This window comes from Bacillus sp. 01N45 (genome assembly GCF_056399205.1).
The window spans coordinates 68,484-94,455 of sequence record NZ_JBFTQW010000015.1; the positions used below are offsets into that span (position 1 = coordinate 68,484).

34 protein-coding genes and 2 pseudogenes are annotated in these 25,972 nt (G+C 32.7%); 5 read left to right on the plus strand and 31 right to left on the minus strand.

Translation table 11 applies throughout. From position 1 onward, the window contains the following. Position 1: 1 nt before the first annotated feature. The 26 genes and pseudogenes from AC1DMU_RS25790 to AC1DMU_RS25915 form a co-directional block, all read right to left on the minus strand. The gene (locus tag AC1DMU_RS25790) at positions 2-1,546 is read right to left on the minus strand and encodes a hypothetical protein (protein WP_476941634.1); all 1,545 of its coding nucleotides are present in this window, start codon (positions 1,544-1,546) and stop codon (positions 2-4) included. Then, entirely contained in the window at positions 1,543-2,226 is a 684-nt protein-coding gene (locus AC1DMU_RS25795) for a hypothetical protein (RefSeq protein WP_098961796.1), read from the minus strand. The genes AC1DMU_RS25790 and AC1DMU_RS25795 overlap by 4 nt, the downstream gene beginning before the upstream one ends. Next, positions 2,223-4,607 carry a phage tail protein gene (locus tag AC1DMU_RS25800; RefSeq protein ID WP_098961797.1) on the minus strand — a complete coding sequence of 795 codons (2,385 nt, stop codon included), beginning with the start codon at positions 4,605-4,607 and terminating at the stop codon, positions 2,223-2,225. Before AC1DMU_RS25800 ends, AC1DMU_RS25795 begins: the two co-directional genes overlap by 4 nt. Positions 4,608-4,637: 30 nt before the next feature. After that, positions 4,638-5,042 (minus strand): hypothetical protein, encoded by a 405-nt coding sequence (locus tag AC1DMU_RS25805; RefSeq protein WP_098961798.1) that lies wholly within the window; start codon positions 5,040-5,042, stop codon positions 4,638-4,640. Beyond that, the gene (locus AC1DMU_RS25810) at positions 5,021-5,518 is read right to left on the minus strand and encodes a hypothetical protein (protein ID WP_098230544.1); all 498 of its coding nucleotides are present in this window, start codon (positions 5,516-5,518) and stop codon (positions 5,021-5,023) included. The genes AC1DMU_RS25805 and AC1DMU_RS25810 overlap by 22 nt, the downstream gene beginning before the upstream one ends. 42 nt (positions 5,519-5,560) lie before the next feature. Then, positions 5,561-6,157, minus strand: a complete 597-nt coding sequence (locus AC1DMU_RS25815; protein ID WP_000118567.1) for a hypothetical protein — start codon at positions 6,155-6,157, stop codon at positions 5,561-5,563. A 12-nt stretch (positions 6,158-6,169) separates the two neighbouring features. Continuing rightward, on the minus strand, positions 6,170-6,586 hold the full coding sequence (locus AC1DMU_RS25820; RefSeq protein ID WP_000208342.1) for a hypothetical protein: 417 nt from the start codon (positions 6,584-6,586) through the stop codon (positions 6,170-6,172). After that, positions 6,583-6,999 carry an HK97-gp10 family putative phage morphogenesis protein gene (locus tag AC1DMU_RS25825; RefSeq protein WP_002175907.1) on the minus strand — a complete coding sequence of 139 codons (417 nt, stop codon included), beginning with the start codon at positions 6,997-6,999 and terminating at the stop codon, positions 6,583-6,585. The genes AC1DMU_RS25820 and AC1DMU_RS25825 overlap by 4 nt, the downstream gene beginning before the upstream one ends. A gap of 1 nt (position 7,000) precedes the next feature. Further along, positions 7,001-7,327 carry a hypothetical protein gene (locus tag AC1DMU_RS25830; RefSeq protein WP_000392019.1) on the minus strand — a complete coding sequence of 109 codons (327 nt, stop codon included), beginning with the start codon at positions 7,325-7,327 and terminating at the stop codon, positions 7,001-7,003. A 28-nt stretch (positions 7,328-7,355) separates the two neighbouring features. Further along, positions 7,356-7,889, minus strand: coding sequence for a hypothetical protein (locus AC1DMU_RS25835; RefSeq protein WP_000406978.1), 534 nt, complete (start codon positions 7,887-7,889; stop codon positions 7,356-7,358). Positions 7,890-7,902: 13 nt separating this feature from the next. After that, on the minus strand, positions 7,903-8,067 hold the full coding sequence (locus AC1DMU_RS25840; RefSeq protein WP_000691127.1) for a YqbF domain-containing protein: 165 nt from the start codon (positions 8,065-8,067) through the stop codon (positions 7,903-7,905). A gap of 16 nt (positions 8,068-8,083) precedes the next feature. Continuing rightward, the gene (locus AC1DMU_RS25845; protein ID WP_098230543.1) at positions 8,084-9,064 is read right to left on the minus strand and encodes a phage major capsid family protein; all 981 of its coding nucleotides are present in this window, start codon (positions 9,062-9,064) and stop codon (positions 8,084-8,086) included. A gap of 20 nt (positions 9,065-9,084) precedes the next feature. Then, positions 9,085-10,275 carry an XkdF-like putative serine protease domain-containing protein gene (locus AC1DMU_RS25850; RefSeq protein WP_377867348.1) on the minus strand — a complete coding sequence of 397 codons (1,191 nt, stop codon included), beginning with the start codon at positions 10,273-10,275 and terminating at the stop codon, positions 9,085-9,087. A gap of 28 nt (positions 10,276-10,303) precedes the next feature. Then, on the minus strand, positions 10,304-11,644 hold the full coding sequence (locus AC1DMU_RS25855; protein ID WP_476941635.1) for a phage portal protein: 1,341 nt from the start codon (positions 11,642-11,644) through the stop codon (positions 10,304-10,306). Between the two features lie 93 nt (positions 11,645-11,737). Then, on the minus strand, positions 11,738-12,985 hold the full coding sequence (terL, locus tag AC1DMU_RS25860) for a phage terminase large subunit (RefSeq protein WP_476941636.1): 1,248 nt from the start codon (positions 12,983-12,985) through the stop codon (positions 11,738-11,740). A 189-nt stretch (positions 12,986-13,174) separates the two neighbouring features. Beyond that, positions 13,175-13,666 carry a hypothetical protein gene (locus tag AC1DMU_RS25865; protein ID WP_098961803.1) on the minus strand — a complete coding sequence of 164 codons (492 nt, stop codon included), beginning with the start codon at positions 13,664-13,666 and terminating at the stop codon, positions 13,175-13,177. A 17-nt stretch (positions 13,667-13,683) separates the two neighbouring features. Beyond that, on the minus strand, positions 13,684-13,869 hold the full coding sequence (locus AC1DMU_RS25870) for a hypothetical protein (protein ID WP_000892958.1): 186 nt from the start codon (positions 13,867-13,869) through the stop codon (positions 13,684-13,686). A 501-nt stretch (positions 13,870-14,370) separates the two neighbouring features. Beyond that, on the minus strand, positions 14,371-14,871 hold the full coding sequence (locus AC1DMU_RS25875) for a sigma-70 family RNA polymerase sigma factor (RefSeq protein WP_098230537.1): 501 nt from the start codon (positions 14,869-14,871) through the stop codon (positions 14,371-14,373). Between the two features lie 269 nt (positions 14,872-15,140). After that, complete coding sequence (locus AC1DMU_RS25880) at positions 15,141-15,521, minus strand: ArpU family phage packaging/lysis transcriptional regulator (protein WP_098961806.1); 381 nt, start codon at positions 15,519-15,521, stop codon at positions 15,141-15,143. 74 nt (positions 15,522-15,595) lie between these two features. Further along, positions 15,596-15,775, minus strand: coding sequence for a Fur-regulated basic protein FbpA (locus AC1DMU_RS25885; RefSeq protein ID WP_098230535.1), 180 nt, complete (start codon positions 15,773-15,775; stop codon positions 15,596-15,598). A gap of 4 nt (positions 15,776-15,779) precedes the next feature. After that, the gene (locus AC1DMU_RS25890; RefSeq protein WP_098961807.1) at positions 15,780-16,394 is read right to left on the minus strand and encodes a hypothetical protein; all 615 of its coding nucleotides are present in this window, start codon (positions 16,392-16,394) and stop codon (positions 15,780-15,782) included. 235 nt (positions 16,395-16,629) lie between these two features. Next, positions 16,630-17,412, minus strand: coding sequence for an ATP-binding protein (locus tag AC1DMU_RS25895; RefSeq protein ID WP_476941640.1), 783 nt, complete (start codon positions 17,410-17,412; stop codon positions 16,630-16,632). Beyond that, positions 17,396-18,160, minus strand: a complete 765-nt coding sequence (locus AC1DMU_RS25900) for a conserved phage C-terminal domain-containing protein (protein WP_098961809.1) — start codon at positions 18,158-18,160, stop codon at positions 17,396-17,398. The genes AC1DMU_RS25895 and AC1DMU_RS25900 overlap by 17 nt, the downstream gene beginning before the upstream one ends. 79 nt (positions 18,161-18,239) lie before the next feature. Further along, entirely contained in the window at positions 18,240-18,524 is a 285-nt protein-coding gene (locus tag AC1DMU_RS25905) for a hypothetical protein (protein WP_098230531.1), read from the minus strand. 68 nt (positions 18,525-18,592) lie between these two features. Next, positions 18,593-18,857: pseudogene (locus tag AC1DMU_RS25910) on the minus strand (DUF771 domain-containing protein). Between the two features lie 184 nt (positions 18,858-19,041). Further along, on the minus strand, positions 19,042-19,248 hold the full coding sequence (locus tag AC1DMU_RS25915; RefSeq protein WP_000549412.1) for a helix-turn-helix transcriptional regulator: 207 nt from the start codon (positions 19,246-19,248) through the stop codon (positions 19,042-19,044). 138 nt (positions 19,249-19,386) lie between these two features. Here AC1DMU_RS25915 and AC1DMU_RS25920 point away from each other — a divergent pair, with 138 nt between their 5' ends. After that, positions 19,387-20,031 carry a LexA family protein gene (locus AC1DMU_RS25920; protein WP_098230530.1) on the plus strand — a complete coding sequence of 215 codons (645 nt, stop codon included), beginning with the start codon at positions 19,387-19,389 and terminating at the stop codon, positions 20,029-20,031. 228 nt (positions 20,032-20,259) lie between these two features. Continuing rightward, positions 20,260-21,341 (plus strand): annotated as a pseudogene (locus tag AC1DMU_RS25925) (right-handed parallel beta-helix repeat-containing protein). 273 nt (positions 21,342-21,614) lie between these two features. Here the strand turns inward: AC1DMU_RS25925 and AC1DMU_RS25930 are convergent. The 3 genes from AC1DMU_RS25930 to AC1DMU_RS25940 form a co-directional block, all read right to left on the minus strand. Next, the gene (locus AC1DMU_RS25930) at positions 21,615-21,908 is read right to left on the minus strand and encodes a hypothetical protein (RefSeq protein ID WP_002204138.1); all 294 of its coding nucleotides are present in this window, start codon (positions 21,906-21,908) and stop codon (positions 21,615-21,617) included. A 4-nt stretch (positions 21,909-21,912) separates the two neighbouring features. Continuing rightward, positions 21,913-22,113: a helix-turn-helix transcriptional regulator gene (locus AC1DMU_RS25935; protein ID WP_000933886.1), complete on the minus strand. Its 201-nt coding sequence runs from the start codon at positions 22,111-22,113 to the stop codon at positions 21,913-21,915. Between the two features lie 188 nt (positions 22,114-22,301). Next, positions 22,302-22,727, minus strand: a complete 426-nt coding sequence (locus AC1DMU_RS25940; protein ID WP_215559148.1) for an HD domain-containing protein — start codon at positions 22,725-22,727, stop codon at positions 22,302-22,304. A 170-nt stretch (positions 22,728-22,897) separates the two neighbouring features. Here AC1DMU_RS25940 and AC1DMU_RS25945 point away from each other — a divergent pair, with 170 nt between their 5' ends. From AC1DMU_RS25945 to AC1DMU_RS25955, 3 genes are all read left to right on the plus strand, one after another. Beyond that, a complete protein-coding gene (locus AC1DMU_RS25945) occupies positions 22,898-23,185 on the plus strand; it encodes a hypothetical protein (RefSeq protein ID WP_373452624.1) in 288 nt (95 codons plus the stop codon). A gap of 281 nt (positions 23,186-23,466) precedes the next feature. Further along, complete coding sequence (locus tag AC1DMU_RS25950; protein WP_088609809.1) at positions 23,467-23,832, plus strand: hypothetical protein; 366 nt, start codon at positions 23,467-23,469, stop codon at positions 23,830-23,832. A gap of 138 nt (positions 23,833-23,970) precedes the next feature. After that, the gene (locus AC1DMU_RS25955) at positions 23,971-24,243 is read left to right on the plus strand and encodes an HU family DNA-binding protein (RefSeq protein ID WP_215559147.1); all 273 of its coding nucleotides are present in this window, start codon (positions 23,971-23,973) and stop codon (positions 24,241-24,243) included. A gap of 187 nt (positions 24,244-24,430) precedes the next feature. Here the strand turns inward: AC1DMU_RS25955 and AC1DMU_RS25960 are convergent, their stop codons facing one another. Both AC1DMU_RS25960 and AC1DMU_RS25965 read right to left on the minus strand, forming a co-directional pair. Continuing rightward, positions 24,431-25,009 carry a GNAT family N-acetyltransferase gene (locus AC1DMU_RS25960; protein WP_215559146.1) on the minus strand — a complete coding sequence of 193 codons (579 nt, stop codon included), beginning with the start codon at positions 25,007-25,009 and terminating at the stop codon, positions 24,431-24,433. A 393-nt stretch (positions 25,010-25,402) separates the two neighbouring features. Next, entirely contained in the window at positions 25,403-25,873 is a 471-nt protein-coding gene (locus tag AC1DMU_RS25965; RefSeq protein WP_215559145.1) for a DUF6773 family protein, read from the minus strand. Positions 25,874-25,972 lie beyond the last annotated feature (99 nt).

Genomic DNA, 25,972 nt, shown 5'->3' on the forward strand with positions numbered 1-25,972 from the left:
CCTAGTTTACCCTCGTAACAGACCAAGTTTTTGCTGGTCGTTGGATATAATAGTGATCTTTGTTTTGATTTACCCTAGGAAATGATAAATCTGGTAACGAACCATAATCAAACAAGATATTATTTTGCGTATCCAATACTTGCAAACGTCCTGTAAGAATCCCTTTTGGGTTTCGTACTGCTTCAAATACGATAGTATTCACACCATATTCAAGTGGAATATCAACATATGTCGGATTGTTCCGGATAAAATAATTTTCTTCGATTAATTTATCATTACAGTAAATATTTAATAAATCGCCATCCTCTACATCCCAATCCCAAAGTTTTAAACGTAATGTATCTACATTTACTGTAATACCAGTTATATCTGTATATGGAGCTGGTTCATACCCATAGTTAACAGATAAATCTAAAGTTTGATAGAATCCATCATCTGCAGATATCATGGTATTAATTCCTTTAACAAAGTAATTCCATTGTTGACCAGAATCTCTATTGTAAACAGAAACCACATCGAATAATTGAATCCTTGGATCTCCAATGACTGCTACTGTTAATGTTCTGAACTTCTGGATTGCTTTTAAATGATAAGCAGCAGCAACCGCTCGCCTTGCAAAGAACGTTGTCGCCCAAGGAACTTCTATCATTTCCTCTCGTAAATCACCCTGCGATACATTTTTTAATAGAAACGAATTAAGAAATCCGTTTGCATAATCTCCACATTTAACAACAATGCTGTTACTTATATCCTGGTCAGTTAGCTGCATATCTAAAGAGACAAGGTTTTCGCCTTCTCTAAAACTAAACTTTGCAGGTTCATTAACTGCATAGTCTGGCATTTTCATAAATGTACAACTTCCATCTGGTTCATGTTTAATGTAGTGGAATGTTGTATCTATAATATCCCGTACAATTTCATCCCACTTTTGAAACCTCTTTCCAGTTGCCCCTTCAACAATCCAACTTTCATTGGTCCCAGGAATGTTTACCCTACTTCCGTGTAATGTAACTCCTGCTTTTTTAAGGAAGAATTTCACTACATCATATACATTTCCAGTCGGTGCAACAATTTCATCTGATCCCGGCGTTGGAATTACTGATTTTTGTAGAACCTTTTTATAAGATGTTGTGCAGGTAACTGATATTGTGCCGCTTTCGGCATTCACCTTTACGTCAGATACAAAGCCATGTATATAAGGTAAAACCTCTTCACCGTGGCCAATAGACACCTTAAATTCTGTCTGTGGATACAGTTGATTTGTATTTGTTACTTCACTGTTATAAAACCATTCTTGAATAGAAGAAAACTTACCATACCAATTATCAGGAGCCATTTGACCGTATTCATTTGCAAAGGTAATAGTAAATGTACTTGCGAATTGGTCTGCGTTCTCCTGGACTTCTAAACYCGTTACACGGTGTTGAATTTGGACGTAAGAAGAAGAGTCCCTTTTTTTCATAAAAACAATTAAATTAGGGGAGTTATTCCCTAATTGGAAGTGACTCCCCAACATTCTAATTAAAGATACAGAACCTTCCCTCATATGCCATCAACTCCAACGCCTGCTTGTGCTGTTGATATTAATTTACATTTTGCTAGTACTAATGTGCCTTTTCGTATAGTATCCACTTCATTAGGTGGTATAATACCTCCGTAGGTACCATAATCACCAGTGATAATATGAGTACGATATATTTCCCTCATGAAATCACGCCAATATTTTATATCTCTAAATAGAAGGGTAAATTCTACTTCACATCCTTTATTGCCAGCACTTTGAAAACGCGGATACCCATGCATAACATTGTGAGTTTTTAAGCCGTCTAGTGACTTTGGCATCTTTGTTTGCTCAATCATTGCAATGTTAGGAACATGCCCAAATGCATGATAAGAAGCTTGGCTTACATAGGCTATATCAGAATCACCATAACCGATTGTTGTAAATTCAATTGTTTGTGGGCCTGCACCAACAAATATTTCTCGTGCTTCCCAAGCGTAAGAACCTCTAGCCCTAAACCGTTCAATACCATTTACCCGAACAATAAAGTATTTATTCGGCAGCATACCATCTGAACCAATAGGAACCTGGGACATAAAATGAAAGTTATATGTCCCTGGCCATCCAAAAGTAATGGTATATTTTATTGTGTTTTTTAACTCTACTATATCTTCAAAGAGGTAATATGAACCTGCTTTTCTATGCAATGTTTTTAATATACTCATACATTCCGCACCGCCATTCCCATTAGATCGTCAGCAACTACGTTTTGTAGTAATTTTCTCATTTTCACAAAATCCTCTGCGGTTTGCAATTTTTCAACAGCAACTTTGAATGTAGCATTTTGAATTGTAACACCTTTATCTGTTTTCTTTTCAACAGAAGATTGCCCAGCAAATGGATGTGCAGCTTTTCCAATCATATCAGCAGAATGTGCCCCCATTTGTCCAATTCGGGTAGATACATCCGTTACTAGTTGCATCGGTTTTGGTGGAACAACCGCTTTATTTAACAATCCAGAAGCCTTGTCTACAGCCGGAATCATTTTTTCCATCCCTACACCAAGACCTTCTGTAATATATCCGCCGTATTCCATCATTAGACGCGAAGGAGATTTTATACCAAAGAAACTTTTAACTGCTTTTGGTATTCCGTCTACAACGCCTTTAGCTTTATCAACAACCCAGCCAGCCATAGATGTCATACCTTTACCAATACCAGCAATAATATCTTTCCCCCAGCTTACAGCGTCGTTTGCTATCCCTTTCACTATAGAACCAACTTTACCGAATACATCCTTTACTGTATCAACAATGCCGTCAAACGCTCCGACGATAGCTTTTTTAATTGCTGCAAAATTACTTACTATGAAATCTTTAATAGCACCAACAACACTAAATATTGTGTTTTTTATCTTATTAAAGTTATCCACCACAAAGTTAACAAATGTCCGAACAGCAACTATTATTGTTTCTTTAATAAAATTCCATGCGGTTACAATAATAGACTTTACGATATCCATTACAGTCGTAATTGTGTTTTTTATAAAATGAAATGCTGTAACCACAAAATTCTTTATAGTCTCTAATACAGTTATAAAAACTGTTTTAATTACATTCCAAATCGTAGAAATAACCGTCTTTATTCCATTCATTACAGTTGTAATTATGCTATGAATTGCTTGAAACACACTACTTACAACTGATTTTAAGAAGTTTAATACAGTCGTAAAAATTACCTTTATTCCATTCCACACTGTAGAAATGACGGTTTTTATCCCATTCATCACAGTCGTAATTATGCTGCGAATTGCTTGAAATGCACCACTTATAAATGATTTCAAAAAGTTTAGCACCGTCGTAAAAACTGTTTTTATAATATCCCAGCCAATTTTAAAAATACTTTGCCATATTTTAATAGCAGTAGAAATATAGCCTTTAATAAATTCTAAGGCAAATTTAACAACATTTTTTATTATATTTAGCACTGTATTAAATATCGTTTTAATTAGATTCCAACCAATTTCAAATGTCTTTTTCCATATGTTGATATACACTGTAATTACAGCAGTAATTACTTTCCATGCCCCGCTAAGTATTTTATCTATAAACGATACCGCAGATTGGAATACTTTTTTTGTTCCTTCCCAAAAACTTGAGAAAAACTTTGACAAGCTATCCCATACTGACTTCGCAACTTTAACGATAGCATCCCAGCCTTTAGAACAAATATCACTGACCCATTGTACTGCCTGCTTTGTATATTTCACAATTGAATCCCAATTTTTATACAGCACATATACTAAAGCAACCATTGCAATTATCGCAAAACCCCATGGGCTTAATACTAATGAAAACATTGATTTTCCAAGACCAGTCAATATCTGTGCAAACTCACTAAAAACTTTAATAAGTTTTAAGGCATCTTTAATAATCGCCGTAATTGCACCCGGTATTTGCATTAATGTTTTAACTATATTTACAAGGCCACCAATGATTTCACTCGCCTTAGATATAAGACCAGAAACAGATTTGATTAACTCAACCGTTTGCTTCAACGATGGTATTACTATATTAGAAATCTTCACGACTTGTTGAGCGATAGGTTGAATAGTTCCAGCCAAATTCTTTGCATCTTTTTCAGTTAACCCAAGCATATCCTGTAGTTTTTTTTGAGAACCTTCCAAATCAGTAGCAAATTGTAAAGCTTTGCTATTGACTTGTTCTATTGGTTTTGTAACTTTATTTGAAATAGTGTCACCAAACGTTTGCATTTGCTTGCTAATATTCCCAAGAGAATCTGCTGATTTTTGGATTTTTTCTTGCATTGTATTAGAGGCTTTTTGCACTCTCTCTTCAAATTTTTCTACACCTTTATATGCCTGATCCGCTTTGTTACCAATCTTCCCAAAAACATTGGTCGCCCCGTTACCAAATTTTTGGATTTGGCCATTTATTTGATTAAGTACTTCTGCTGGTTTTTGAAATTTTTCTTGTATGTTCTTAGAAGCCTTTTGTAAACTTTCCTCAAACTTTGCTAAATCCTTATAAGCTTCATCTGCTTTAATTCCAATTGTACCGAACAACTGGAATACTTCTGTAAACATTCACTCCCCCCTTTCTAACTAGGAAGTTTTTTATTCCTTATCGTCTTCAAACTGAAACTCTGCAATCAGCTTATTTGCATGGTCGATGCATTCCTCTTTGGACCAAACTTCCATAGTCTCATTTTCTTCCCCATCCGACGTAGATTCCGTAAGTCCAAAAGCTTGCAAATAGTCATGAAAAGTTGTTCCTTCTTCTAATTGCCTTGTTTGAAATCCGATAAAGGCCATCTTTTTCCATTCATTTAATTCTTCTTGCTGCTCTTCCTGACTAATAAAAGAAAATAAGTCCATTAAACGAGAATACGGTATGGATAAGACATAATCATCTGTCCATCCATACCGTTTTTGGACTTTATCAAAAGCCCTTAGCATATTTTGCTCTGTTTCTTCTATGTATTTATTAGAATCCTTTTCTACATTTCTTTTTTGTTCCATTTGAGACTTTGAGATTTGATTAGACCCTTGACCTGATTGAAAAAAGACATTAAATCTTCACTTTCTAATAATCCTTCAATAACTGCTACCATGGCTTCTGGTGGTAACTGATCGAATTCTTCACGCTTAATCTGTAATAGACTAGAGAAAAATTCCGAAAACTCATCTTCACATTCCGGAATCATAGACAATAATTGAAAGACAAACTCTAAACCCTTTTCTTTTTTTTGTTTTTCAATTTCATTTAACTGTTCTTGTTGCTCTTCATTCATTTGGGCCAATTGGATTTTTTCATCGATTTCATTCTTTTCTTTCCCAAACTCCATAAAATCAGTCATTGCATGACGACCAACTTTAGAAATAATCTTAGTAAAACGCCAAACATCTTTTACATTTAAACGTCTCATCTTCATCTTCTGACCTGAAATTGTAATTTCCGTACCATTATGCATCATTTTTTCTAGCATTGTTGTCATATTCACTATCTCCTTTTATAACCTAAAAATAAAACCTACAACTTATTTACTTGTTGTAGGTAATTTAGGTGCTTTTTTCTTTGGTAAATAAATTTCATAAGGGGGTGTATTAGGCGAACTTTCGCTATAATGGCCAATAAATTTGCATTTAAGTCCTACAGTCCCTTTACCATCTTTTAAATCAATTTCTACAGAAGAAACTACCATTGCATTTCGGATAACAAAAATAACCGGAATATCACTTCCTGAAACTACTCCTACTATTGCAATATCACTATAACTTGTGTCTTTAATTTCATTGGTTGGTTTTACAATGTTATAATCGTTATCAGTCGTACTATCTACATCTACGCCTGGTAGAGCTAACTCTAAATTTTCTTTCGTAAACTCTACAAGTGTAACCTCCATATGTGGTTCATCTTTTAATAGCCATTTTCCACGAACTAGTTTTCCTAAAACACCATCAATATCAGCATCATAGTATTCTCTAGTAAACCCCACTTTACAGCCACCTGTAGTAGCTCCTAACATCTCACCTAGGTCTTTTACACTTTTAAAACCTTTATACATTACACCCGGTCCAATAACAAAATTATCAGTTGTACCCTCACGTACACCATTAATAAGCTTCCAACTCATTTTTTTCCCTCCTTAATATAATTCCATTCTTCCTACCCGTACAAGAAACTTAATACTAATATGAATAATTGATGGATCTTCATCTGGAACTGTAATACTGCCTGCTCGATGAATCGTAATAATACCAGAATCTCTTAACAATCCCGCTTCTCTGTCTAACAAATGTTCTATTCGCCTTGAAATTACATCCGCTTTTTCATAATCACCTTGGCCACAATATATATCAAAAGTGAGGATCATACGATCAATTACCTCTATATCATCCGGATTATTAGATTCAATTCTCATTACCACATAAGGCATTTTCATATCATTTTGTGCAGTTTGAAATGTTAGAGCGGGCTCTCCTTCATATTTCGATAGATTACTTTGCACAATTGTATCTTTCTCAATAATATTTCTAATTGTTGCAATCGCTTTTGTCGTCATTGTTCTCCTCCCAATGTCCTTTTTAATTCTCCACGCTCTTTTTCAAACGTTTTTAAGAAAAAAGGCCGGGCTTCTACAGTACTTGTACCATTTTCGACATACACCGCTCTTTTTAATTGACTTCCAATCGTTCCCACTACTTCGTTATCTGTAATATGTAAGCCATATTTAATAGAATCTTGTAATTCTCCCGTTCTAGAAGCAAATGTCTCTCCTGGTTTTGAAGCAATATATGTGCGACTTGATCGTGGAATTTTATACTTCACACCATTGTGACTACCTGATACTGTTTGTTTCATTTCTCGTTGCAGTTGATTGCAAGCACTTATAATTCTTTCTACCATTATTTTATTAAGTTGTTCTTTAACTTGTTCTACATTACGTGTAACCATGAATTCCGATGTATTCGTCATTTTATTCCAACAACTCACAATACAATTCAATATGGTGATTTAAAAATGATGGATTTCTTGGTTCTCCTCTTACCTCAAATACATAATCATGAAAATAGATTACATCATTTGTATGGATGTTATGTTCTGCAGAAGTATAAATTTTAAAATTCGGCTCAAAATTTTGCTTATTTCTTTTTAACCTTTCATTATCTACCGCTGTGTGTGTTGTTACACGACACTTCATTCTTTCATAAATAATGACAGGCTCTTCTTTAAAATTTCCTGCCGGCTGTTTTACCTTTTGATTCCTTTTCACAGTTACTTCATGTATATATAATTCTTCCATATCTAATGTTCACAGCCTATTCTTTCATTCATAATGCTATTAAAGGGTTTCTACTTCGGTATTTTTTTAATACTTTTAAAATCTTTTTATTAACAGTTTCCTCATCTAGCGATTCAATATTTATTTCATATGAATAATCTCCGATATTTGCTGATTTTTTCATATTTTCATATTGTAGATTTGTTCGAATTACCGCATAACACGTCATATCGATGATGCATTTTTTCATTAAAGTCAAAAGCCCATCATAATCTTGTATTGTATACTCAAACTCATATAATTGATTCTCACTTAAACCATATACAGTGCAACCATCAGAAAAAACTGAACTGGTAACTTCTTCTCCAGAACCAATATGGATTACCTTGATCAAATTTTCTGCTCGAAAAGAAAGCCAAGCCAATTTACTTGTTCTAACTTTCTCTTTCATTGGGTTACTTGGCTTACTTCTCAAATAGTTTTTAGTAATCAATTCATATTGACTAATGAGCTCCTGGATTACCGTATCGGGCATTCGTTGAACATTCACCCTGTTCTTTATGTCCTGTACAGTAATTTCCATCCTTCCACCTCTTTTACTTCTCTTTCTTTTTAACCTCTATACTATCTATTAACTTAAAATGTCCTGTACTCAGTAAATAGTTTGCTTTCTCATTTGCAACCTTTTCCTTTACTCCGTTAAAAAAAGTATAGCCATACGCAGTATATGTACCGCCTAATTTCAATTCTATAATCTTCATATACAAATTACCTTACTTAATTTCCAAATTTATCAGGAATATTAGTAAGAATTGCTACTGCGTCCATTTCTTGAATAACTGCATCATCATCCAAATGAATAACATAGAATCGCTTATCTTCCATAACAGCAGATTTTCCTTCTACAGTCTTACGAACTCGCGTGTCATACGTATTTACCGCAATAAAGTTTTTAGGATCTGCAAAAATAATTACATCATCTTGAATAGAAGGGACTGTGACAATCTCATACCCCAACGGCTTATTAACTTGATCCCCTGTACCTAATAACGCAGCATCGCCTAAGCCAGTTGAACGAGTTGTTAAATATTCAATCCACTTCTCTCTACGAGCAGGTGACATAATCCACTTTAAACCTTCATTTTTATATTTATTAGGCATCGCCTTAGATAAATTAAAGATCGAGTCTTTACTAAACCCAGCGCTAGCTTCAGCATCTCCCGTTCCCGTCACTAATTTAAAATGATCGACAATATGAGATTTACTTGATTGTTTAATTTGTTTTAACCAGCCATCATTAATTTGTAGAAATGGATCCTCTGAAGTTACATCCCCATTCCAATGCAGGTCTTCAAGGTCAATACCTAACTGAGTTGACATTAATGTCATAACAGTATCTTCATATCCTTCACCTTCGATATTTTCTCGAAGTAGCTCCTCCGTTATCTCCCATGGTAAACGAATAGAAACTGTATCATATTCAACTTTCGACGTTTCTACACCTGCTCGATAGCCATCATCACTATTTTCCACTTTCCTACGCAAAATTCGACCACCGATTGCAATTTTATCTAATTCACCTTTTTTCGCTTTACGAATCTCTTTGCGATGCAATTGAGAAAATGGAGTTGCATCAAATACCATTCGGAAAAATTCTTTACTTTGTTCCGGATATAATAGCCCCGCTTTCATTCCTCCTGTTGTCATTGTACTCTTTTCAATTCGTTCAATACGCGCTAATAATTCTTTATTATTCATAGATTCATTTCTCCTTATCTTTATAGATCTAATCCTACCCATTTATTTACTGGTTTTCTCATCTCGTTTGTTGGTTTGGCATCAGCCCCAAGACTTTTACGAACTTGTGCTGATCGCTCAATTACTTCAAGTCTCTTTGAAATGGGGTCTATTACCTTCTGAATAAATTCACTTGTCTTTTTAGATTCTCTGTCATTTTCTAATTCATTAGTATCATGAGTTGATTCAAGTTCTTTATTTAACTGTTCTTCCAACTCCTGTAACCTCTCGAGAAAAGGACCCATTTCTCTCTTTACAATGTCTGCAATTTCATCTACATTTTGATCTGCGTTTTTTTGTAACTTATTTTCTTTAATTTGGTTCATCAAAGAAATCATTTCATCAAATTTTTTATCATTTTTCTTATATAAGATTTTGCCTACTTCATTTATGGAATTAATGGTAATATCTTCTGGCGAGAAATCTGTATCACCACCCTTCATTGTATTTAAAATGTCCTTCATTTCATCTAAGGTGGAAACCATCCGCTTAATATCTACATTTCCCTCCCAAATCCCAACATAAAATACATCTTCAAACAAATTAAATACTTTTTGCATCTTAGAGTTTTGTTTATTATTTAATGACTGATTATCCATCTCCTGAGTTTGTTCCTCGTCATAATGTGACTTAAAAAAACTAAACATCTTACGAATTACACCTTTCTCATCTTGTGTAAACTCATCCATTTTTGGCATCTCCATTCTTTCTCCAACCCCTCCCATCGAAAAGCCTGTGATTTTCCCTTTCTTGATTTCTTTCCATGTTTCACTATCGTCTACTCGAACAGTCATAAGCCATGTTCCTTTTTTAATATTTTGTTTTCCAACAACCGTATTATTTTTAGAAATCCAGCTTTCTACTACTGTTCCTTTTCCTGCCAACTCGTCATGGTTTTTATCTATGTATCTATATTTCTCTAAAAAATTATAAGCCGCTCTTTCAATTTCCTCAGCCGTCATGATATCACCATGTGCATCTTCTATATTGGGCTCATAAACAACCCCTGTTACAAGTTGTTTTTCATCTTCCCTCTTTAAAATAGGAACATTTTTCAAAACATTAGAGCCATTCATGTTCATACCCTTCATAATTGCAAAAGGCCTACCATTAGCCCCCTTTGTTACTAATGAAACATAACTAATTTCTACGTTTTTCAATTCATTTGGCATAATATATTCCTACTTTCTAGCAAGACTACTAAATCGAATTTGAATCTTCATTTAAAAATTTATCTCCTTCTAGAACTGGTTCGTATCCAATGACCTTTCGGCATTCATTTCTTGTTAATATACTCTTTTCGTATCCGTCTATTGCATATTGCATATCACTCGCTCGATCATCTGTATCAATTTCATTTAATTGAAACTGCCAGTCCAATTCCCCTAATGTTCCTGAAAACTCTTTAAATAATTGTGTATTTAATCGATGTTCTAAAATTTGTTGACCCGGTTCAATAATTGATCTTTTATACATTTCATTCATTTCTTTTGCTGTCGTCTGTCCAAGTGATCCTGTCATAGCCCAACCAATTCTATATGGTGGCACTCGATGAGCTACACAAATTTCCATAGCATTATCTTGGCGATATAAACGAAAGCTCGCTTCTTTGACATCAGGCCCTAATTTCTCTAAGCGAGCTTTTGCCCCTTCAGGGACAGGAACAACTGCTAACTTATGATGTTCTCCTTTGGTTTCGACAGAGAAAAATGTTTTTAATTCTCTTTCAACTGAATCATCTATTTCATCAACACCCTCAACAAACAAAACAGCATCTGGAATTGTTTTACCAGTAAAATAATTAATATTGTAATCTCTTACAGCTTGTGATCCTACAATGGAACCAATGGAACTCACATAATCCGGAATACCATAGTATGATGATCTAGAACCAAATTTACGAATTACAATAACTTCACCAGCTTTTTCTTCAGTGTCTAATAACGAGTTTTCATCTAAGCTATCACTAATCATTTCTCCATCTACTAACCTAAAATCAGATGGATAACTAAATCTCTTAAACCATCTCTCCTCATTATTTACAATCTGTGCAAATCGAATCTTATCTTTATGCGCACGTACCGTATGTGCTGGAATATGGTGAATCTGCGCTGGTTCCCCTTTCAAATTACGAACAACCTCTATAATTCCCCAACCTACAGTTTCATAATCCTCCCAAACTGCCCTAAGTATTTCGCTACTTGTCATTTCATTGTTGCAATATCTCATAAAACGCTTTAATTCTTTATATTGTTCTTGATTTGCCTCTGTCACTTCATCTAGCGGTGCAAAATCAAATCCCATACCAGCAATATCATTTACTTTTGCACTAATACATGCCGAGTGAATAGGGTTACTTTCTCTCAAATTTAATAATACTTGCATATCATATGGAGGCTTCACTAGTTCTTTATCACCGTACACTTGTGCAAATGGATCAATTGCCATTTGTTTACTTTGAAGTTCCTCATTACGTAAAGTCGTCTCACGACTTTGTAATTTAAGTACTTTCACATTCTTAATTGCTTTTTTCTCAACCATAAAACCTATGCCTCCTTTCATATACAAATCATTTATTCAATGTTTTTCATAATAACTTTACCAATATAAAAAAGCTGAACATGTAATGTTCAGCTAAACTCTTTTTATTTTTCCACCCATTATTTTTTTTTGCTTAGTAAAAAAGTATTCTAAGGCTTGTGACGTTGTATCTACTTGATCATTATGTTTACCAGATGGGAAAGAAGCTAATTCATCTACATAATCATATACCCAAGATTGTATTTTAGGATTAGGTATATATACATTTCCAGATTGAAATTCAGGGGATATCGCCTCAGCACGTGTTTCTTTTGAACCCTGTGGATTTATAGGAATGATTCCACTTATTTCATTCTTTAATGAACTAATAATGGCAGGGCCATTTGCTTTTTTTTCAACTAATTTCGGAATGGGCTTTTTAAACCCAGAATTCCGAAGAATCGACTCATATTTATGATGAAAAACAACAAATGCTTTCTTTGTTTCTAGGAAATTCATTTGTGCCCTCACTTGATCAATTAAATATTTGTCTCCATCTACTTTTCCCCAAATTTGTCCAACTACAAATGAACTTTTATTTGTAGTGTTATCAAAAGCCATATCCCAGGAAGTAATAATTTGATCAAATTGTTCCCAATTTGGTAATACATCATAATATTGAAACCAGTTCCTTTTAAAAATATTCCCTATATCACTTGATGGTTTTTGTTGCCATAAAGATAACCATGAGCGTGCAGAGGAAAACTTCTTTTTATCTTCATAATAATTTTGGCCATAGTGTTCAACCCATAAGCCTTTTCCTATTACTCTGTTTAATGGATCATCCTTTGACTCTGCTATAGCAGGAATTGATAACACAGTCCATTTTTCCTGTTCTTTCTCTAACAATCTACCAGCTAAATCGTCCTCATGCCATCGCGTCAAAATTAGAATTACCTTTGCACCTTTTTGTAAACGTGTAGACAAAGTATCTTCCCATTCATCCCATAGTCGATTTCGGTATGTAATTGATTCGGCCTCTTGGCGATTTTTAATAGGGTCATCAATAATTAATAAATCGGCTCCTTCCCCTGTAATCGAACCACCAACTCCTACAGACAACATTCCACCAGAATGGTTATGTAGTGCCCAATCTGTTACTGAACCTTGTCGCTCATCAATTCTAATATTAAATATTTCTTTACCAAACTCTTCAATCTTAGCACGATTTCTTCTACCAAACTTTTCAGCTAAACTTGATGCATAAGATACCTCTATAACTCTCTTATTTGGATACTTTCCTAAATACCAACTTGGCAATGTTTCTGTTATAGACTGTGATTTTGAATGTCTCGGTGGCATGAACACCATTAATCTATTAGTCGATAATTTCTCTTCAATTAAATCTTGGCAAATCTTTGTTATTAATTTTGTGTGTTTTGCATGTTTATAGAATCCCTTATGTGTATACTGAACATAGAAAGGGGTAGTTCACTTTTGCCAATTCTTTAAATGTATTTTCATCTATTAACTTATGCACATTCATCCGTGTCATGATTGTGATTCTCCTCCTTGAACTTTTTCAAATAATTTCATAGCTAAATCAAGCATTTCCTCATCACACCCAATTTTCATGGCCATTTTATTATGCTCTACTTTCATTTCTCCTGAATGATTTACGTTTGCTTGCAATTGATCTTTCCTTCCCCATTTAGTTGGGAATTTTCTTTCTAATCTCCATGCTGCCGCTTTCCAATTAGATTTTGCATGCTCCCCGATTGTCTCAACGTCTCTCGCCTCACTAAATGCTAATGCCTGATCAATTTCCATGACTAACTTCACATAAATCTTATCTTTTCTCGGTACTACTTCACCTGTCTTTTCACTCGTTTCAATTGCTCTACGCCCTTGCTTTAACCAAACATAAACTATACTTCTACTAATTCCAACTAACGCACATGCGGTTTCAATATAATTCCCTACTTTAATATATTGGGTCAACCTATTTATCAGCTCATCATTCAATTTCATTGGTCGCGCCACTAGCAGTCCCTCCCGTTTTAACTCATCATTTGTACTTCTTTTTCTAAACACTCAATACATATTGTTGTTATATTGTCGTCAACTACCTCACGAATAAACATTTGTTCACAATACTGAATTGTGATTGGAAATTTCAAAACCCACAAACATTTTTCAAGGCAAATTGAACATATTGGCATTGTATCTATATCTTGTTCTAACATCTAATCGCATCCTTCTGTAGTTTTTCATGTACTACTGCCTATTTTGTAGTAAATAAAAAGATGCCGTTATTTTTAACGTATTCCCCGAAAGAATTCTCCTTCCTCAAGCGTGTGAAGGGCGTAGCCCAACGATAGGTGGGAGATGAATTTCGGTTTGGCATAGCCAAAAACTTTTGATAAACTAGCTATATGAAGTTCTTTGATAACTTGATATAGAAGGTTGCAGGAAGAAAATAGAGTGCGAAAACCAAGCCATTCGGTTCCTGCGTAAAATATCAACCGTACCAAAAGAGCATCCATGCGTTGGACATCTAGGGGTGGAACACCCCGAAGTAACGCTCAGGGAGACGAAAGGTTACTTTCGTCGTGGAACTGAGAAGCTCCCCCTTCAAGCTTTGCTCAGTGGCGAGTAGTTCACATTTCATTTAAACTTATATTATTACTTTCTATTTATAGGTGGCACTATGGTGACAAGAATGTGTTTATAAATAAGAAAAAGCCTTAACTACTTTCGCAGAAAAGACTTTTTCTTACTTGTTTAGCAATTTTTATTTCAGATCTATATAGAATCGTTTTAATTGTACTTCTTGAAACATTCAAATATTTAGCGATTTTCTCTTGTGTAATTCCCCTTCCTCTTGACATGATATATATTTCTCTTTCATATTTTGTCAAAGTAGAGAGCGCATCTTCTAGTTTTATTCTTTCCCATTCTGAAATGACACTTTCCTTGTTTTCATCATCCCATTCATATGTTGTATCAGTACTACGAAAATACCTTTGCATTAACAAGGAATCATATGATTTTTCTCGTTGGTAAGCAGCTCTACGTTCTATTCCCCGGCGATTACCCGGCATCTTTGCATTCTTCATCCACTCCAAAGCATATGTGACATCACTAATCATACTTGTTAATATTTTAATCTCTTCTTCTTTTGCACTTATTTTGGCACGTTCTAACTTACATAACGTTTCCTTATATTGGACAATTAAATCACGCATATACTATTCCCACCCTTATAACAAAGCAAAATTGTTAAAAATAGAGACCATCTAAATCTACATTTAATTTCCATTTAGTTTTTCTCACCAAAAAACTAAAATTATTAAAAAAATCTTCCTTAATACTATTTATCATTGCTACTTTGTACTTATATGATATGTGTATATAACGATTCATTTTTATCTCTTTTTCATCATTTTTTTACACAAAAATAACCACCTGCTTGTTACACAGGTGGTTATAATCCATATTAAAAACTTATTCATTATTAGTAATCTTTACACTCCTCAACCTCAATCCCTAATGCATATGCATAGTTGTAAAAAGCAGTATTTCTTTTTCTATAATAATCTCCCTCGGATAAATTCAGCTCTTTCATAATCTCATATCTATTAACTCGATTCTTTAACAAGTATTTTTGAATAATTATTCTATCACTTTCAATATCTAGTTTTTCTAACCCTTTGTTCATCGCAATAATATAATTGATCCGCTCTTCTTTCGAATTTTCTTTTAATATATTTTCTTTCGAGAGTATCGTTTCGTTAAGATAATTACATTTCATAAATAACCTGTATTTCTTTATAGCTTTCAGTACATTTTCTTTTGTGGCTTCTTTATTTAATACTGGTAATTCTATATTTAACATGTCAAGCTCCTTTCTTATTATTTATCCTTAATCATAATTTGAATTTCATATATCAAGATCATTACAATGATTTGCTATTGAGGCTTACATTCTTTATGTACTATTTCATACATTGCATTGCTAATATTTATTTTCTTATCCTTATGATTTTCGATTAATTTTATTAACTCATCACTATTTAATTCGTATAATTGTTTATCTTTATATTTATAAATTCCATTTTCTATAAGTTGATTAATTAAAAATAACTTCATCTTGTTACACCACCATATCTTCAACGAAAAATTGAATCTCAATATCTTTTGAATTATGATAACAAATTTCTCCCCCATTAATCGGAACACATCCTACTACAATTTGAGATTCACTTCCACTTTTTACAATAGCCACTTTATACAATTTATTATCTCTTTCAACTACATCACCAAGTCTAAACTCATCTATTTTACGCCCTTTGATAGCGAATAATTTTGCCCGTTCAAATAATAATTTTTCACTTTTTTCAGCTTTCCTAATTTTTATTTTCGTACTCTTTTCAAAATGACCATAATTATTAGAGAACTCCTCTCCATTAATCCAGAACCAACTACCATGCTTTATTTCTTTTTCATTTTCTTTACAAAATTCAACGATGAATTTTTCACTTTTTTCATTTTCAATATACAATAATTCTCCTTTTCGAATAGTTTCTCTACAATCTATAAATTCATTCTCAAAAAAGAAATTAATTTGTTGATAACTTTCTTTTTTACCTAAATAATCAGCAATTACTCTTTCACCTTCTATTTTCCAACACATCGGTGTCTCTTGTACTGTTGTAATCCAATTTGTTTTCATTCGTTTAATTGCTTCAAATCCTTTATATGTTCTCATTTTCAAGATACCTCCATTTAATTATTTAAAACATATTAATAAACTTAAAAACTGCTTTCAATGTACATACGTGTAATTTCTGATCAAATGCTCTTTCCATTCCTCATATTCTTTCTTTACTTCCGAATCACTTCACTTGCTTGCTAATTAAAAGAACCGATTCATACAGTACAAATTTCTTGAACAATATGTTTTCATGTGCATCTATATTTCCTACACAATATATATTCTTTTCTTAAAAAGGTAATTTTCTCTTACGCTTATCTCTTGTTTTTTTAAATTCTATGTGTCGATATGTATTAAACATACGAGATGTAACTCTTTCATCGTACGCTTTTATAATTGCCTCACCTGTTAAATTCGTTGTAATAATTGTTTTTTTCCCTTGTCGTCCATCAAATAGTTTAAATAACACACGATTTACAAATGCTGTTGCTTTTAGATCATTAATATCCATATCCCCTAGCTCTGCTCCTAGATCATCAATGACTAATAAATCCATAGAAATTAGCATATTTGTTATGCTATGCTCTGTTTCACATGATTGCGTATTAAATGTCGAACGTATGTAATCAAAAAGTTCTGAACTTGTAACATACATAACTTTATCGGAACTTTGTTCATTCATTTCATGAGCTATAGAGTATGCAATATGACTTTTTCCAGCTCCAACTTTACCCACGAGAATCAAATTAAATCGAATATCATTTAAATAGTCTGTAAGAGCCTTATTAGCTAAAATTAAATTGTTTTCATCCTCTTCACACTCTGATATAAATGTCGAAAATCTAGCTAATTTAATAGTTTCATCTTTAATAAGACTATGATCGTAAAATATACTTTTACGTTTTCTTTCCTCTTTTTCATAACGAAAAATATTCATCTCTTTTTCTAACCTTCTATTTTCTTCTTCTAAACGACATACTGGACAAATCGTTTCACCCTGAATCTCCATCAATCTTACCATTCGCTTCCTCTCCTGATTACATATCACACATGTTTCAGAAAGGAAGTTCATTCTCTTCGAAAGACTTTGTACTATATCTGTTACCTTTGTTAAAGCCATTTGATTTCACCATCTTTCTCTGCTGCAAATATCCCTCAAATTTAGTTCCAAATAAGGTTTCTGGTCTTAAATATTTTGCCTGTTCTGTATAAAGCCATTCTTTCGCCTTCGTCTCAATAACTTCTTTAAATTCATTTATATTAAATCCCTCTTGTAGTCTAGATTTAATTAACATTTGTGTCTTTTTAGTTGAAATACGATAACTTGTATTACATACACTGTTGAGATAATTAATTATCTCTACTATATCTTTTTGAGTGGTATTCTCTGAGTTAATCTTTTGTGTAGTCTCTGGTATTGGTTGAGACATATTTTCATTTTCCATCATGACAATATGTTCTTTTCGTTGAGACAATTTGTCACAATCGTTATCTATTTCTAATTCAACTAGTCTGTTATAATTTATTGAATACCATTTTGTTTTATCAAACTTTAATTTGTTATAGTTACCACTTATCAATAAATTAAACTCTTCTAGATTTTTAACAATACGTTTCAACGTTCTTTCATTCCAAAACGGAAACTGTTTATGCCAATTTGTAATGCTATTATAGACCCAATAACGATCATCATAATAATGTTTCGAGCGCTTGAGCCAATAATGTATTTGTTGAAGAAAAATTGCCTCGTTCAACCCAATCTTACTTGCTAATCGAGGTAATACTAATAGTGGCTCATCCTGTATTAGCAAACTACTCATTTTATCTTCCTCCAGAACTTTTTCTAAAAATCAATATATTACGTTTCTTATATATTAAAAGTTTTGTTCTCCAAAACCTTTAAATTTCCCAACCTATTAATACTTTTATAGCTTGATTTGCTTGCTTCCTTGTTAGATCACTGAGTGATTGAATATTAAGTTTTTCTTTTAATTTATTTTTGATTTCCTCTTTTGATATTACTCCGTCATATTTCAATGCTATTATATGAATTTTGGCATAAATCATTTTTAACTGTTTATTCGAAAGTTTTTCCCATTCAAAGCGACTAGTATTACTAAATTCTTCATTTTCTTTAGTATTCTTGCTGACATATCCTTGTTTTTTTGTCACTTTAAAAACCAAGATTAATCCTCTCCCCTACAATAGACTTTCCTATAAAATTTGTTTTTAAGACGATAGTCTTTCTTTTCTTACACCTCATTCTCTGTTAGCCAATTTAATAAAAATGCCTTCGTTTCTTTAGCTGGAAAATACCATTTCCCGCCCACTTTTAATTTTTGAAAACGCTGATTAAAAAAGAATTCTTTTTGAATAGTATCCCACGACATGCACGTTCTTTTTTAAATCATTTGTATCCCAAAATACAAATTCTACATCCACTTCTTTAAGCTTTTCTTCTAATTTTTCTACATATAATCTTCTGATTGCTCTTTCATCTACTTGAATATTTAACATTCTATATTTACCCTCAATTTTTATATACCAAATACACTTTAGCGTTTCATTTTTTGAATCTCTTTCCTTCTTTTCTAAGTAAAAACCAATATATAAAGCGCCTTTAATAGTTGGATTATTAGATATTTAGTTTAAAATACCTCCAAAACATCCTATAATCCATATATAATTACGTGCATTTTTGTCACAAATTATTTAAAAAAAGATCAGGGAATAACTCTTCTATAGATTTCTCTAAATAGCACGATAACATATGTGCCTCTTTCAGAGTGAATTCACTTTTATTATGTTCCTTTGCCCAATATGTACGTGGAGAAACATTAAGAAAATCAGCAACTTCTTCAATAGTTTTTCTCTTTAATTTTCTTTCTAAAAATATCATTTTGTGCATTTTTGTCACCTCTTTTCAAATTCAAATATAGTACTACGTGACAAAACAGTCAAGAAATTTTTTACAAAACAACGAAGAAAGTTGCATTTTTGTCACACCAATTATATAATCAATCAAAGACGGAGGTGACAAAAAGTCATGAAATCATTCGGTTTAAAATTATCTCTATTGATGAAGAAAAATAATATGACAGACGAACAATTAGCTGAATTATTATCTGTTAGTAGAACTACTGTTTTACGGTGGAGAAATGGTGAAAGAAGCCCTAAAATGTCAAAAATATCACAAATCGCTAAGATGTTAAGTGTCCCTGCAACCTACTTTATCGATGAAAATGAATCCTATTGTCCTGAAGATCAAGCAATTGCCAAACGGGATATTCCCATTTATGGTACAATCGCAGCTGGTAAACCAATTGAAGCTATAGAAAATGTAATTGGTGATATACAGGTACCTGATATCATTTTAGATAAATATGGATTTGAAAAACTACTAGCACTTCGTATAAACGGAGACAGCATGAATAGAATTGTACATGATGGACATATAGCTGTACTTGAGAGGACAACAAATATAAATAATGGCGACATAGCCGCTGTACTTATCAACGGATATGACGCCACTTTAAAAAGAATTTACAAAACCAATAATCGAATTATCCTAGAACCAGATTCTTTTAATCCTAGTATACATCCATTAATGTTTGATTGTACAGATATAGAAAATTGCCCAGAAATAAAAGTAGTTGGAAAATACATTTGGAGTTGTGCACCAATTCAATAATATATCATCAATAAATTAAGTTATTTTTTAATAAATTTTAAAGTAAGGGGGCTCCCCTTACTTTCTATAGGAGGAATTTATCTTGGCTAGTTTCAGAAAATTACTATTACATACTAAATAGAATAAACTGGGTATCTCACATTTTAAATATTATTATTGATGCAAGATATAAACCCTGAATTTTAACTGTATAGTTTAGAAGAAATACTAAAAATAAAGAAGAAAATGATGAACTATCAAGAAATATTCTCCTCATTAAAAAATCTTGTTTTATCTTATTACTTTCTTTCAGTATGTTAATTTTCACACTTCCAGTACCCGCCTTTGCACAATCCAATAACAATACAAATTCTGTTACAAATTACTATGTATCTCCAACAAGAAGCGACCTTAATCCCTGGTACATTAGATCAACCTTTTACTACTATTCAAAAAGCTGCTAACGTAGCTAAAGAAGAAAGTACAATCTACATAAGAGGCGGGATTTATAACCAAAAAGTTCGTGTCACTCATTCTGGTGCCTCAGAAATCCCCATTACTTTTCAAAATTACCAGGTTGAAAAAGTCATTCTCCATGGTTCTAAGGTCAAGTTACATGATAACAACAACATCGGAATTGTTCTGATTGGACATGAAGGTGTATCACCAGTAGCTTCTTTAGATCAAGCACGGAATGGAATTGTACGTAACAATATTGTCCATCATAATTCATCTATCAATAATACCAGTTATAATGAATATTCAGCTGATGGTATTTACGTGGATCGCGGGAAGGAAATTATTATTGAGCAAAATCAAAGCTATGAAAACGACCTTGGTATTGAGGTGGCAAGCGAACATGCAGGAAAAAGTGCAAGCCAAATTACCGTTAGAGACAATACAATATCCAATAATATCATGAGTGGTATTGCAATTGGTGGATATGACAGTAAGCAAGGATATGCTGAAAATAACACGATTACGAACAATGTAATTTATAAAAATGATACAAAAGATCAAGAGAGTGGCCAAATAGAATTAAATTATGATACCCGTAATAATGTAATTACCAATAACCAAATCTATGCAAGTAATAGTCGTATCTTTATTAGCAATAATTTTAGTAAAAACACAGGAAACAAGCTTGATTACAATCAATACTATGGTGAGTTCGATCAAACTAATGGCTAATGGCTAATGGCTTATGGCAATGGAAAAGAAAAACGTATAAAGGATTTTCATCTTATCAAGCGGGTATGAATCAAGAAGGAAATGAACAACATAGTGTATTTAGCAAATTGTCTCCCTCATTCAAACTTATTTTAAAATGAAGCAAGTTTACTAAAATGACTTTATCTTAGCACACTTCAAATCCCCTCCCCTATAATGGCAAGGATGAATTAAAAATTGCAATTTTTCCACGCTTATAAAAACTCTTCATTTATTCTTTAAGTACATAGGCGTATCTATAATTATATTAGTAAGCTGCGGCCAATTTCTCCTAATATTAAGTACTAATACCTCCGCAGAAATTAATCTATTATTAATTCAGGAACAAGTATATTGAAAATATGACCCCTTATTTTTAGTATTTCTTTTTATATTTAATAGCTCCTTCTCCAATATGAATAAGCAACTTTTATTATCCCTAAAGAAATAAAGAAATATAAGAGGATATTCACAAATTGTTCTGCTGTAATATATTGAAGCATGTTAAGGAGAAATAATATAACTATTCCCAGATAAAGAGTATTATATAAAAAATTAGTAGTTTTATACTGAATATCTAAACCTCTCTCATCTCTTGCCTCTTGGCTTTTTTGAAATTTAAACATATATAATTCACTTAAGCATGATAAAACTATAATAATAATTACAGCATACTTTATAAATTCCATTTGTTTATTCCTCCTTAAATTCGAAAACTTCCTCTAACGGTTTTCCAAAAGCTTGGGCTATTTTAAATGCAAGAATTAAAGAGGGATTATATTTATTCCTTTCCATAGAAGCGATAGTCTGTCGACTAGCACCTACTCTCTCTCCTAAATCTTGCTGTGTCCAACCTTTTTCGGCACGGCAGACAACTATCCGGTTGTTTAACAACTACCCCCACCTCCTACAAACACTTTATCCTAATTTTAACATTTTGTATATAATTTTTAACATTTTGTATATTAGTTTTTACATTTTGTTAAAAATTATATACAAGGATCATTTAATATTTGCATGAAGTAATTTCTTTAAACAATTAGTATTCTAGAAAATTGCTACTAAAGAAGTTACTGTTTCTTTTATTCCTCTAAAAACTGAATCGCTTTACGATACTTCTCCAACCGTTTTAAGTCTTTATCTGTTATCCTAGCAAGTCGTGAGCGGTCAGAATTATGTTTTAAGTCTGCAAGTTTGACAGTACGGGCAAGAGAATTTTCTTTCACTTTGCTCAGATACTCAAAATAAGGCGTGTATTTCTCTTTTGTCAGTACCTGCACTGCCTCAACTATATTATGAGGTATACCAGCACTTAACAGATCATTAGCAGTTATCTCAGTATCCTCCAGAACATCATGCAAATAAGCAGTAGCTTTCTCTTCATTCGTATTTACAAAGCTAGCAACTTTCTCAGGGTGTTTGATGTAATCAATTCCTGCTTTATCTACTTGTCCAGCATGGGCAGTTTTAGCTATTTCATGAGCTATCTCTATATAATAAGGTATCATCACAAAAGCTCACTTTCTATTATCATTTATCAGTACTGTATTCAATAATTTCTTCGGTTATTTTCACACAATGAAACACAATAAGCAAGTTTAAAAATTAAAAACGCCTTCCTTTCCCTTCCCCTATGAATCTACAGAAAGAATACGCTTGAAAAATAGAATCTGAGCCCATGATCAAGCATGCTGATATACTCCATACAGAAATGAAGCAACAATTAAAACTTGTTTCAGAGGCTTCTAAAGAACACCAAAAAGAATATAAAAAGATAGATAATATTATAACGGCGCTTAATGAACAAATGTCTTCACCAACTGGTAACTTGATTTCATTTAATCAGAATGTTAATGCTTCAATTCAAAAATATAAAAAGGCTCAAGGAAGTGTCGAGATAGCAAATACCGATGAAATTAAAAGCAAATCTGAACAGATTCAAGAATCCACAACAAAAAAAGGCTAACAAAGTAAAAGTAAACAACATATAGATTTGAATTATATTTCTCAACAACCAAAATTACTTAATGTGATAAAATAATAATTGGATTGGCATCCAATACCATATTACGATGGTTCAAGTCGCAGGAAGGCACCTTAGGGTGTCTTTTTTTGTTTGAAACACATTCTGCCAAAATACCTGTATCTTTGTTAATTTACGACTCACATAATCCAACAAACTTCGTATATACAATTTGTTACCCTAAATGGGTTGACAATACGATCAGTTATAGGAGGATTTTGTGAATGGTAAAAACAGCTTGTGCAAGTATTATTACTGGAATTCTTTTAATATGTTCAACAGGATGCGCCACTCAAACTGATTCTATTACAGCTAAAACTCAATCAATAGATGATGGCACTTATACAACAAAAGAGATCACAGACGCATTTCCTGTTGGGACACCCATAACTACCTACATTCGAAAAGAAGAAAAACTGAACGTAAAACAGCTCACCAGTATTCCGCTTACAGATGGTAGCGTCGGTAGAGTTCTGGAAGCAACGGATGGTTTTGTTGTTGTATGTGGGAATGAAAAAGGAGTTTTTGATGTGTTAACATTTAAAACTTTGGAAGAAGTAAAGAAATATGAACAAGATTTAGCGCGATAATTAATAAACTTCTTATGCCTTTTACACAGAAATTGTCACCTAGCTCTTGCTATGGCTTTTCCTATGTACAGTATAATTGCATCATAAGTAATCACACGTTATAATAGTCACCTAATTACATATGAAGAGGTGCAGAAAATGAATAAAACAGAATTAACAAAAGTAGTAGCAGAAAAAGCTGAACTTACACAAAAAGATGCTGCTGCAGCAACACAAACGTTATTAGATACAATAACAAATGCGTTAGCAAATGGAGAGAAAGTACAGATTCTTGGTTTTGGTACATTTGAAGTACGTGAAAGATCTGCACGTACAGGACGTAACCCACAAACAGGTGAAGAAATGCAAATTGCTGCTTCAAAAGTACCTGCTTTTAAGGCTGGAAAAGAATTAAAAGAAGCAGTGAAATAATTATACATATTGAAAAGGGTTTGATATTCATATCAGGACCCTTTCAATATCCTTTTTGTTCAAAAAACAAAAAAGTATCATCCAATATAGATTAGATGATACCTCCCTATTCATTTTTCACAAATATAGATAAAAACTAAAAGTAGATAAAAACAATAATAATATAGAAGCGTTATATATATTCTCTTTATTTATATACAGCTAGTTTTTGTAATAGTTGTTCTTTTATAACCGGCCATTCGCTTGCAATAATACTATATACAACTGCATCCCGTACATAACCATTTGGCAATTGTCTCTCGTTTCGCAATACCCCTTCTTTTACAGCACCAAGTCTTTCAATTGCGCGCTGTGCTTTTTCATTTCTTAAATCCGTTTTTATTTGCACACGTAACATATGTAACTCTTCAAAAGCATATTTCAATAACATATACTTACACTCAGTATTTATACTTGTACGATGTACACTTGGATGATACCATGTTTGCCCAAGTTCAACCGTTTTGATATCATTTGAAATACTGTACAAACGTGTACTACCTACAATTTCATTCGTTTTTTGATCCACAACAATAAATGGTAAATCAGTTCCCCCTTCAAAACCTTTTATTGCTACTTGAACATACTGCTCCATATCTTGATAGCTATCCATTTTAGCTATTAAATACTTCCATATTTCTTTATTTCCTTCTACTATGGTAAATAAGCTTTCGATATCATTTACATGCATTAATCGTAACATGGCTCTATCATTTACTAATTCCATAAACTATTCCCCTTTTCAATAGATGCTCCAATAGGTGGCATTTCATAATCATTTTTTCAAATGATTATGAAATTGGATATAAATCGAATGATTTGCTATAAGCTTAAAATCACTAAACATTTCCTTGCCCTTCTTACTATAATTTTCACGTAATTATATCTATTTTAAAAGGTCCGCCATATATATATTCTCTTTAACTAGTGGTATGGTTTGACACACCATTCCTACAGCTTTTTTTAACAGCATAATGTTATTTTAAACTTACATTGCTGGCTGTACTCCATCGCTATCAACCTAAGAGGAGGAAATACAACAAAAACAAAAAAACGATACAAAAATAATAAAAAAGCTTATCATTAAGTACTAAAGGATAAGCTTTTTTGTCTATATTTATTAAATTTTATTAGATCTCTTCCAAGCTATTACTGTAATAAGATATTGAATACCAAATAAGAAAACGAAAAGTATAATGAATTTTGCTATTGCTGCTAACCATCCACCGAAATCTTCAGGGAAGTAATATTTGTATGTAGTAGCACATATTGCTACAAAACACAAAATAAAGGTATCACTCATTTTTTCTTTTAATTTTTCTTTTAATTGCTCTTTATTATTAATATCTGTTTCATAAACACCAGTTAGAATAGATTTAATAAAGAAGAAAATCATATAACAAATTATAATTGCTAATGAAGCAATCCATTCTAGGAAAGGGCGGTGTAGATATGCTCCCCTTATAATAACATCAATAAAAGCTAAAAGTAGGACAACAATTCCAGATTGAGCCCAAATTTTCATTTCGATTTGTTGAATTCTTTCATCTGAGTGTGTATTGAGTGAAAACCATTTTTTTAGTTTTTCCATTTTTGAGTTCCTCCCAAAACTATTTTTCTTCCACATTACGAGAAAAATCCCCTCAAGGTATCTCAAAAGCAGGACAATTATTTAATATTCCTATACTCT

What these genes read in the sequence shown, in the direction of transcription:
- AC1DMU_RS25795 (WP_098961796.1), bottom strand. Translation starts at nt 2,226, where the DNA reads ATGAGTATATTAAAAACATTGCATAGAAAAGCAGGTTCATATTACCTC.
- AC1DMU_RS25800 (WP_098961797.1), bottom strand. Translation starts at nt 4,607, where the DNA reads ATGTTTACAGAAGTATTCCAGTTGTTCGGTACAATTGGAATTAAAGCA.
- AC1DMU_RS25805 (WP_098961798.1), bottom strand. Translation starts at nt 5,042, where the DNA reads ATGGAACAAAAAAGAAATGTAGAAAAGGATTCTAATAAATACATAGAA.
- AC1DMU_RS25810 (WP_098230544.1), bottom strand. Translation starts at nt 5,518, where the DNA reads ATGACAACAATGCTAGAAAAAATGATGCATAATGGTACGGAAATTACA.
- AC1DMU_RS25815 (WP_000118567.1), bottom strand. Translation starts at nt 6,157, where the DNA reads ATGAGTTGGAAGCTTATTAATGGTGTACGTGAGGGTACAACTGATAAT.
- AC1DMU_RS25820 (WP_000208342.1), bottom strand. Translation starts at nt 6,586, where the DNA reads ATGACGACAAAAGCGATTGCAACAATTAGAAATATTATTGAGAAAGAT.
- AC1DMU_RS25825 (WP_002175907.1), bottom strand. Translation starts at nt 6,999, where the DNA reads ATGACGAATACATCGGAATTCATGGTTACACGTAATGTAGAACAAGTT.
- AC1DMU_RS25830 (WP_000392019.1), bottom strand. Translation starts at nt 7,327, where the DNA reads ATGGAAGAATTATATATACATGAAGTAACTGTGAAAAGGAATCAAAAG.
- AC1DMU_RS25835 (WP_000406978.1), bottom strand. Translation starts at nt 7,889, where the DNA reads ATGGAAATTACTGTACAGGACATAAAGAACAGGGTGAATGTTCAACGA.
- AC1DMU_RS25840 (WP_000691127.1), bottom strand. Translation starts at nt 8,067, where the DNA reads ATGAAGATTATAGAATTGAAATTAGGCGGTACATATACTGCGTATGGC.
- AC1DMU_RS25845 (WP_098230543.1), bottom strand. Translation starts at nt 9,064, where the DNA reads ATGAATAATAAAGAATTATTAGCGCGTATTGAACGAATTGAAAAGAGT.
- AC1DMU_RS25850 (WP_377867348.1), bottom strand. Translation starts at nt 10,275, where the DNA reads ATGCCAAATGAATTGAAAAACGTAGAAATTAGTTATGTTTCATTAGTA.
- AC1DMU_RS25855 (WP_476941635.1), bottom strand. Translation starts at nt 11,644, where the DNA reads ATGGTTGAGAAAAAAGCAATTAAGAATGTGAAAGTACTTAAATTACAA.
- terL (WP_476941636.1), bottom strand. Translation starts at nt 12,985, where the DNA reads ATGCCACCGAGACATTCAAAATCACAGTCTATAACAGAAACATTGCCA.
- AC1DMU_RS25870 (WP_000892958.1), bottom strand. Translation starts at nt 13,869, where the DNA reads ATGTTAGAACAAGATATAGATACAATGCCAATATGTTCAATTTGCCTT.
- AC1DMU_RS25875 (WP_098230537.1), bottom strand. Translation starts at nt 14,871, where the DNA reads ATGCGTGATTTAATTGTCCAATATAAGGAAACGTTATGTAAGTTAGAA.
- AC1DMU_RS25880 (WP_098961806.1), bottom strand. Translation starts at nt 15,521, where the DNA reads ATGTTAAATATAGAATTACCAGTATTAAATAAAGAAGCCACAAAAGAA.
- AC1DMU_RS25885 (WP_098230535.1), bottom strand. Translation starts at nt 15,775, where the DNA reads ATGAAGTTATTTTTAATTAATCAACTTATAGAAAATGGAATTTATAAA.
- AC1DMU_RS25890 (WP_098961807.1), bottom strand. Translation starts at nt 16,394, where the DNA reads ATGAGAACATATAAAGGATTTGAAGCAATTAAACGAATGAAAACAAAT.
- AC1DMU_RS25895 (WP_476941640.1), bottom strand. Translation starts at nt 17,412, where the DNA reads ATGAACTTCCTTTCTGAAACATGTGTGATATGTAATCAGGAGAGGAAG.
- AC1DMU_RS25900 (WP_098961809.1), bottom strand. Translation starts at nt 18,160, where the DNA reads ATGAGTAGTTTGCTAATACAGGATGAGCCACTATTAGTATTACCTCGA.
- AC1DMU_RS25915 (WP_000549412.1), bottom strand. Translation starts at nt 19,248, where the DNA reads ATGCACAAAATGATATTTTTAGAAAGAAAATTAAAGAGAAAAACTATT.
- AC1DMU_RS25920 (WP_098230530.1), top strand. Translation starts at nt 19,387, where the DNA reads ATGAAATCATTCGGTTTAAAATTATCTCTATTGATGAAGAAAAATAAT.
- AC1DMU_RS25930 (WP_002204138.1), bottom strand. Translation starts at nt 21,908, where the DNA reads ATGGAATTTATAAAGTATGCTGTAATTATTATTATAGTTTTATCATGC.
- AC1DMU_RS25940 (WP_215559148.1), bottom strand. Translation starts at nt 22,727, where the DNA reads ATGATACCTTATTATATAGAGATAGCTCATGAAATAGCTAAAACTGCC.
- AC1DMU_RS25945 (WP_373452624.1), top strand. Translation starts at nt 22,898, where the DNA reads ATGATCAAGCATGCTGATATACTCCATACAGAAATGAAGCAACAATTA.
- AC1DMU_RS25950 (WP_088609809.1), top strand. Translation starts at nt 23,467, where the DNA reads ATGGTAAAAACAGCTTGTGCAAGTATTATTACTGGAATTCTTTTAATA.
- AC1DMU_RS25955 (WP_215559147.1), top strand. Translation starts at nt 23,971, where the DNA reads ATGAATAAAACAGAATTAACAAAAGTAGTAGCAGAAAAAGCTGAACTT.
- AC1DMU_RS25960 (WP_215559146.1), bottom strand. Translation starts at nt 25,009, where the DNA reads ATGGAATTAGTAAATGATAGAGCCATGTTACGATTAATGCATGTAAAT.
- AC1DMU_RS25965 (WP_215559145.1), bottom strand. Translation starts at nt 25,873, where the DNA reads ATGGAAAAACTAAAAAAATGGTTTTCACTCAATACACACTCAGATGAA.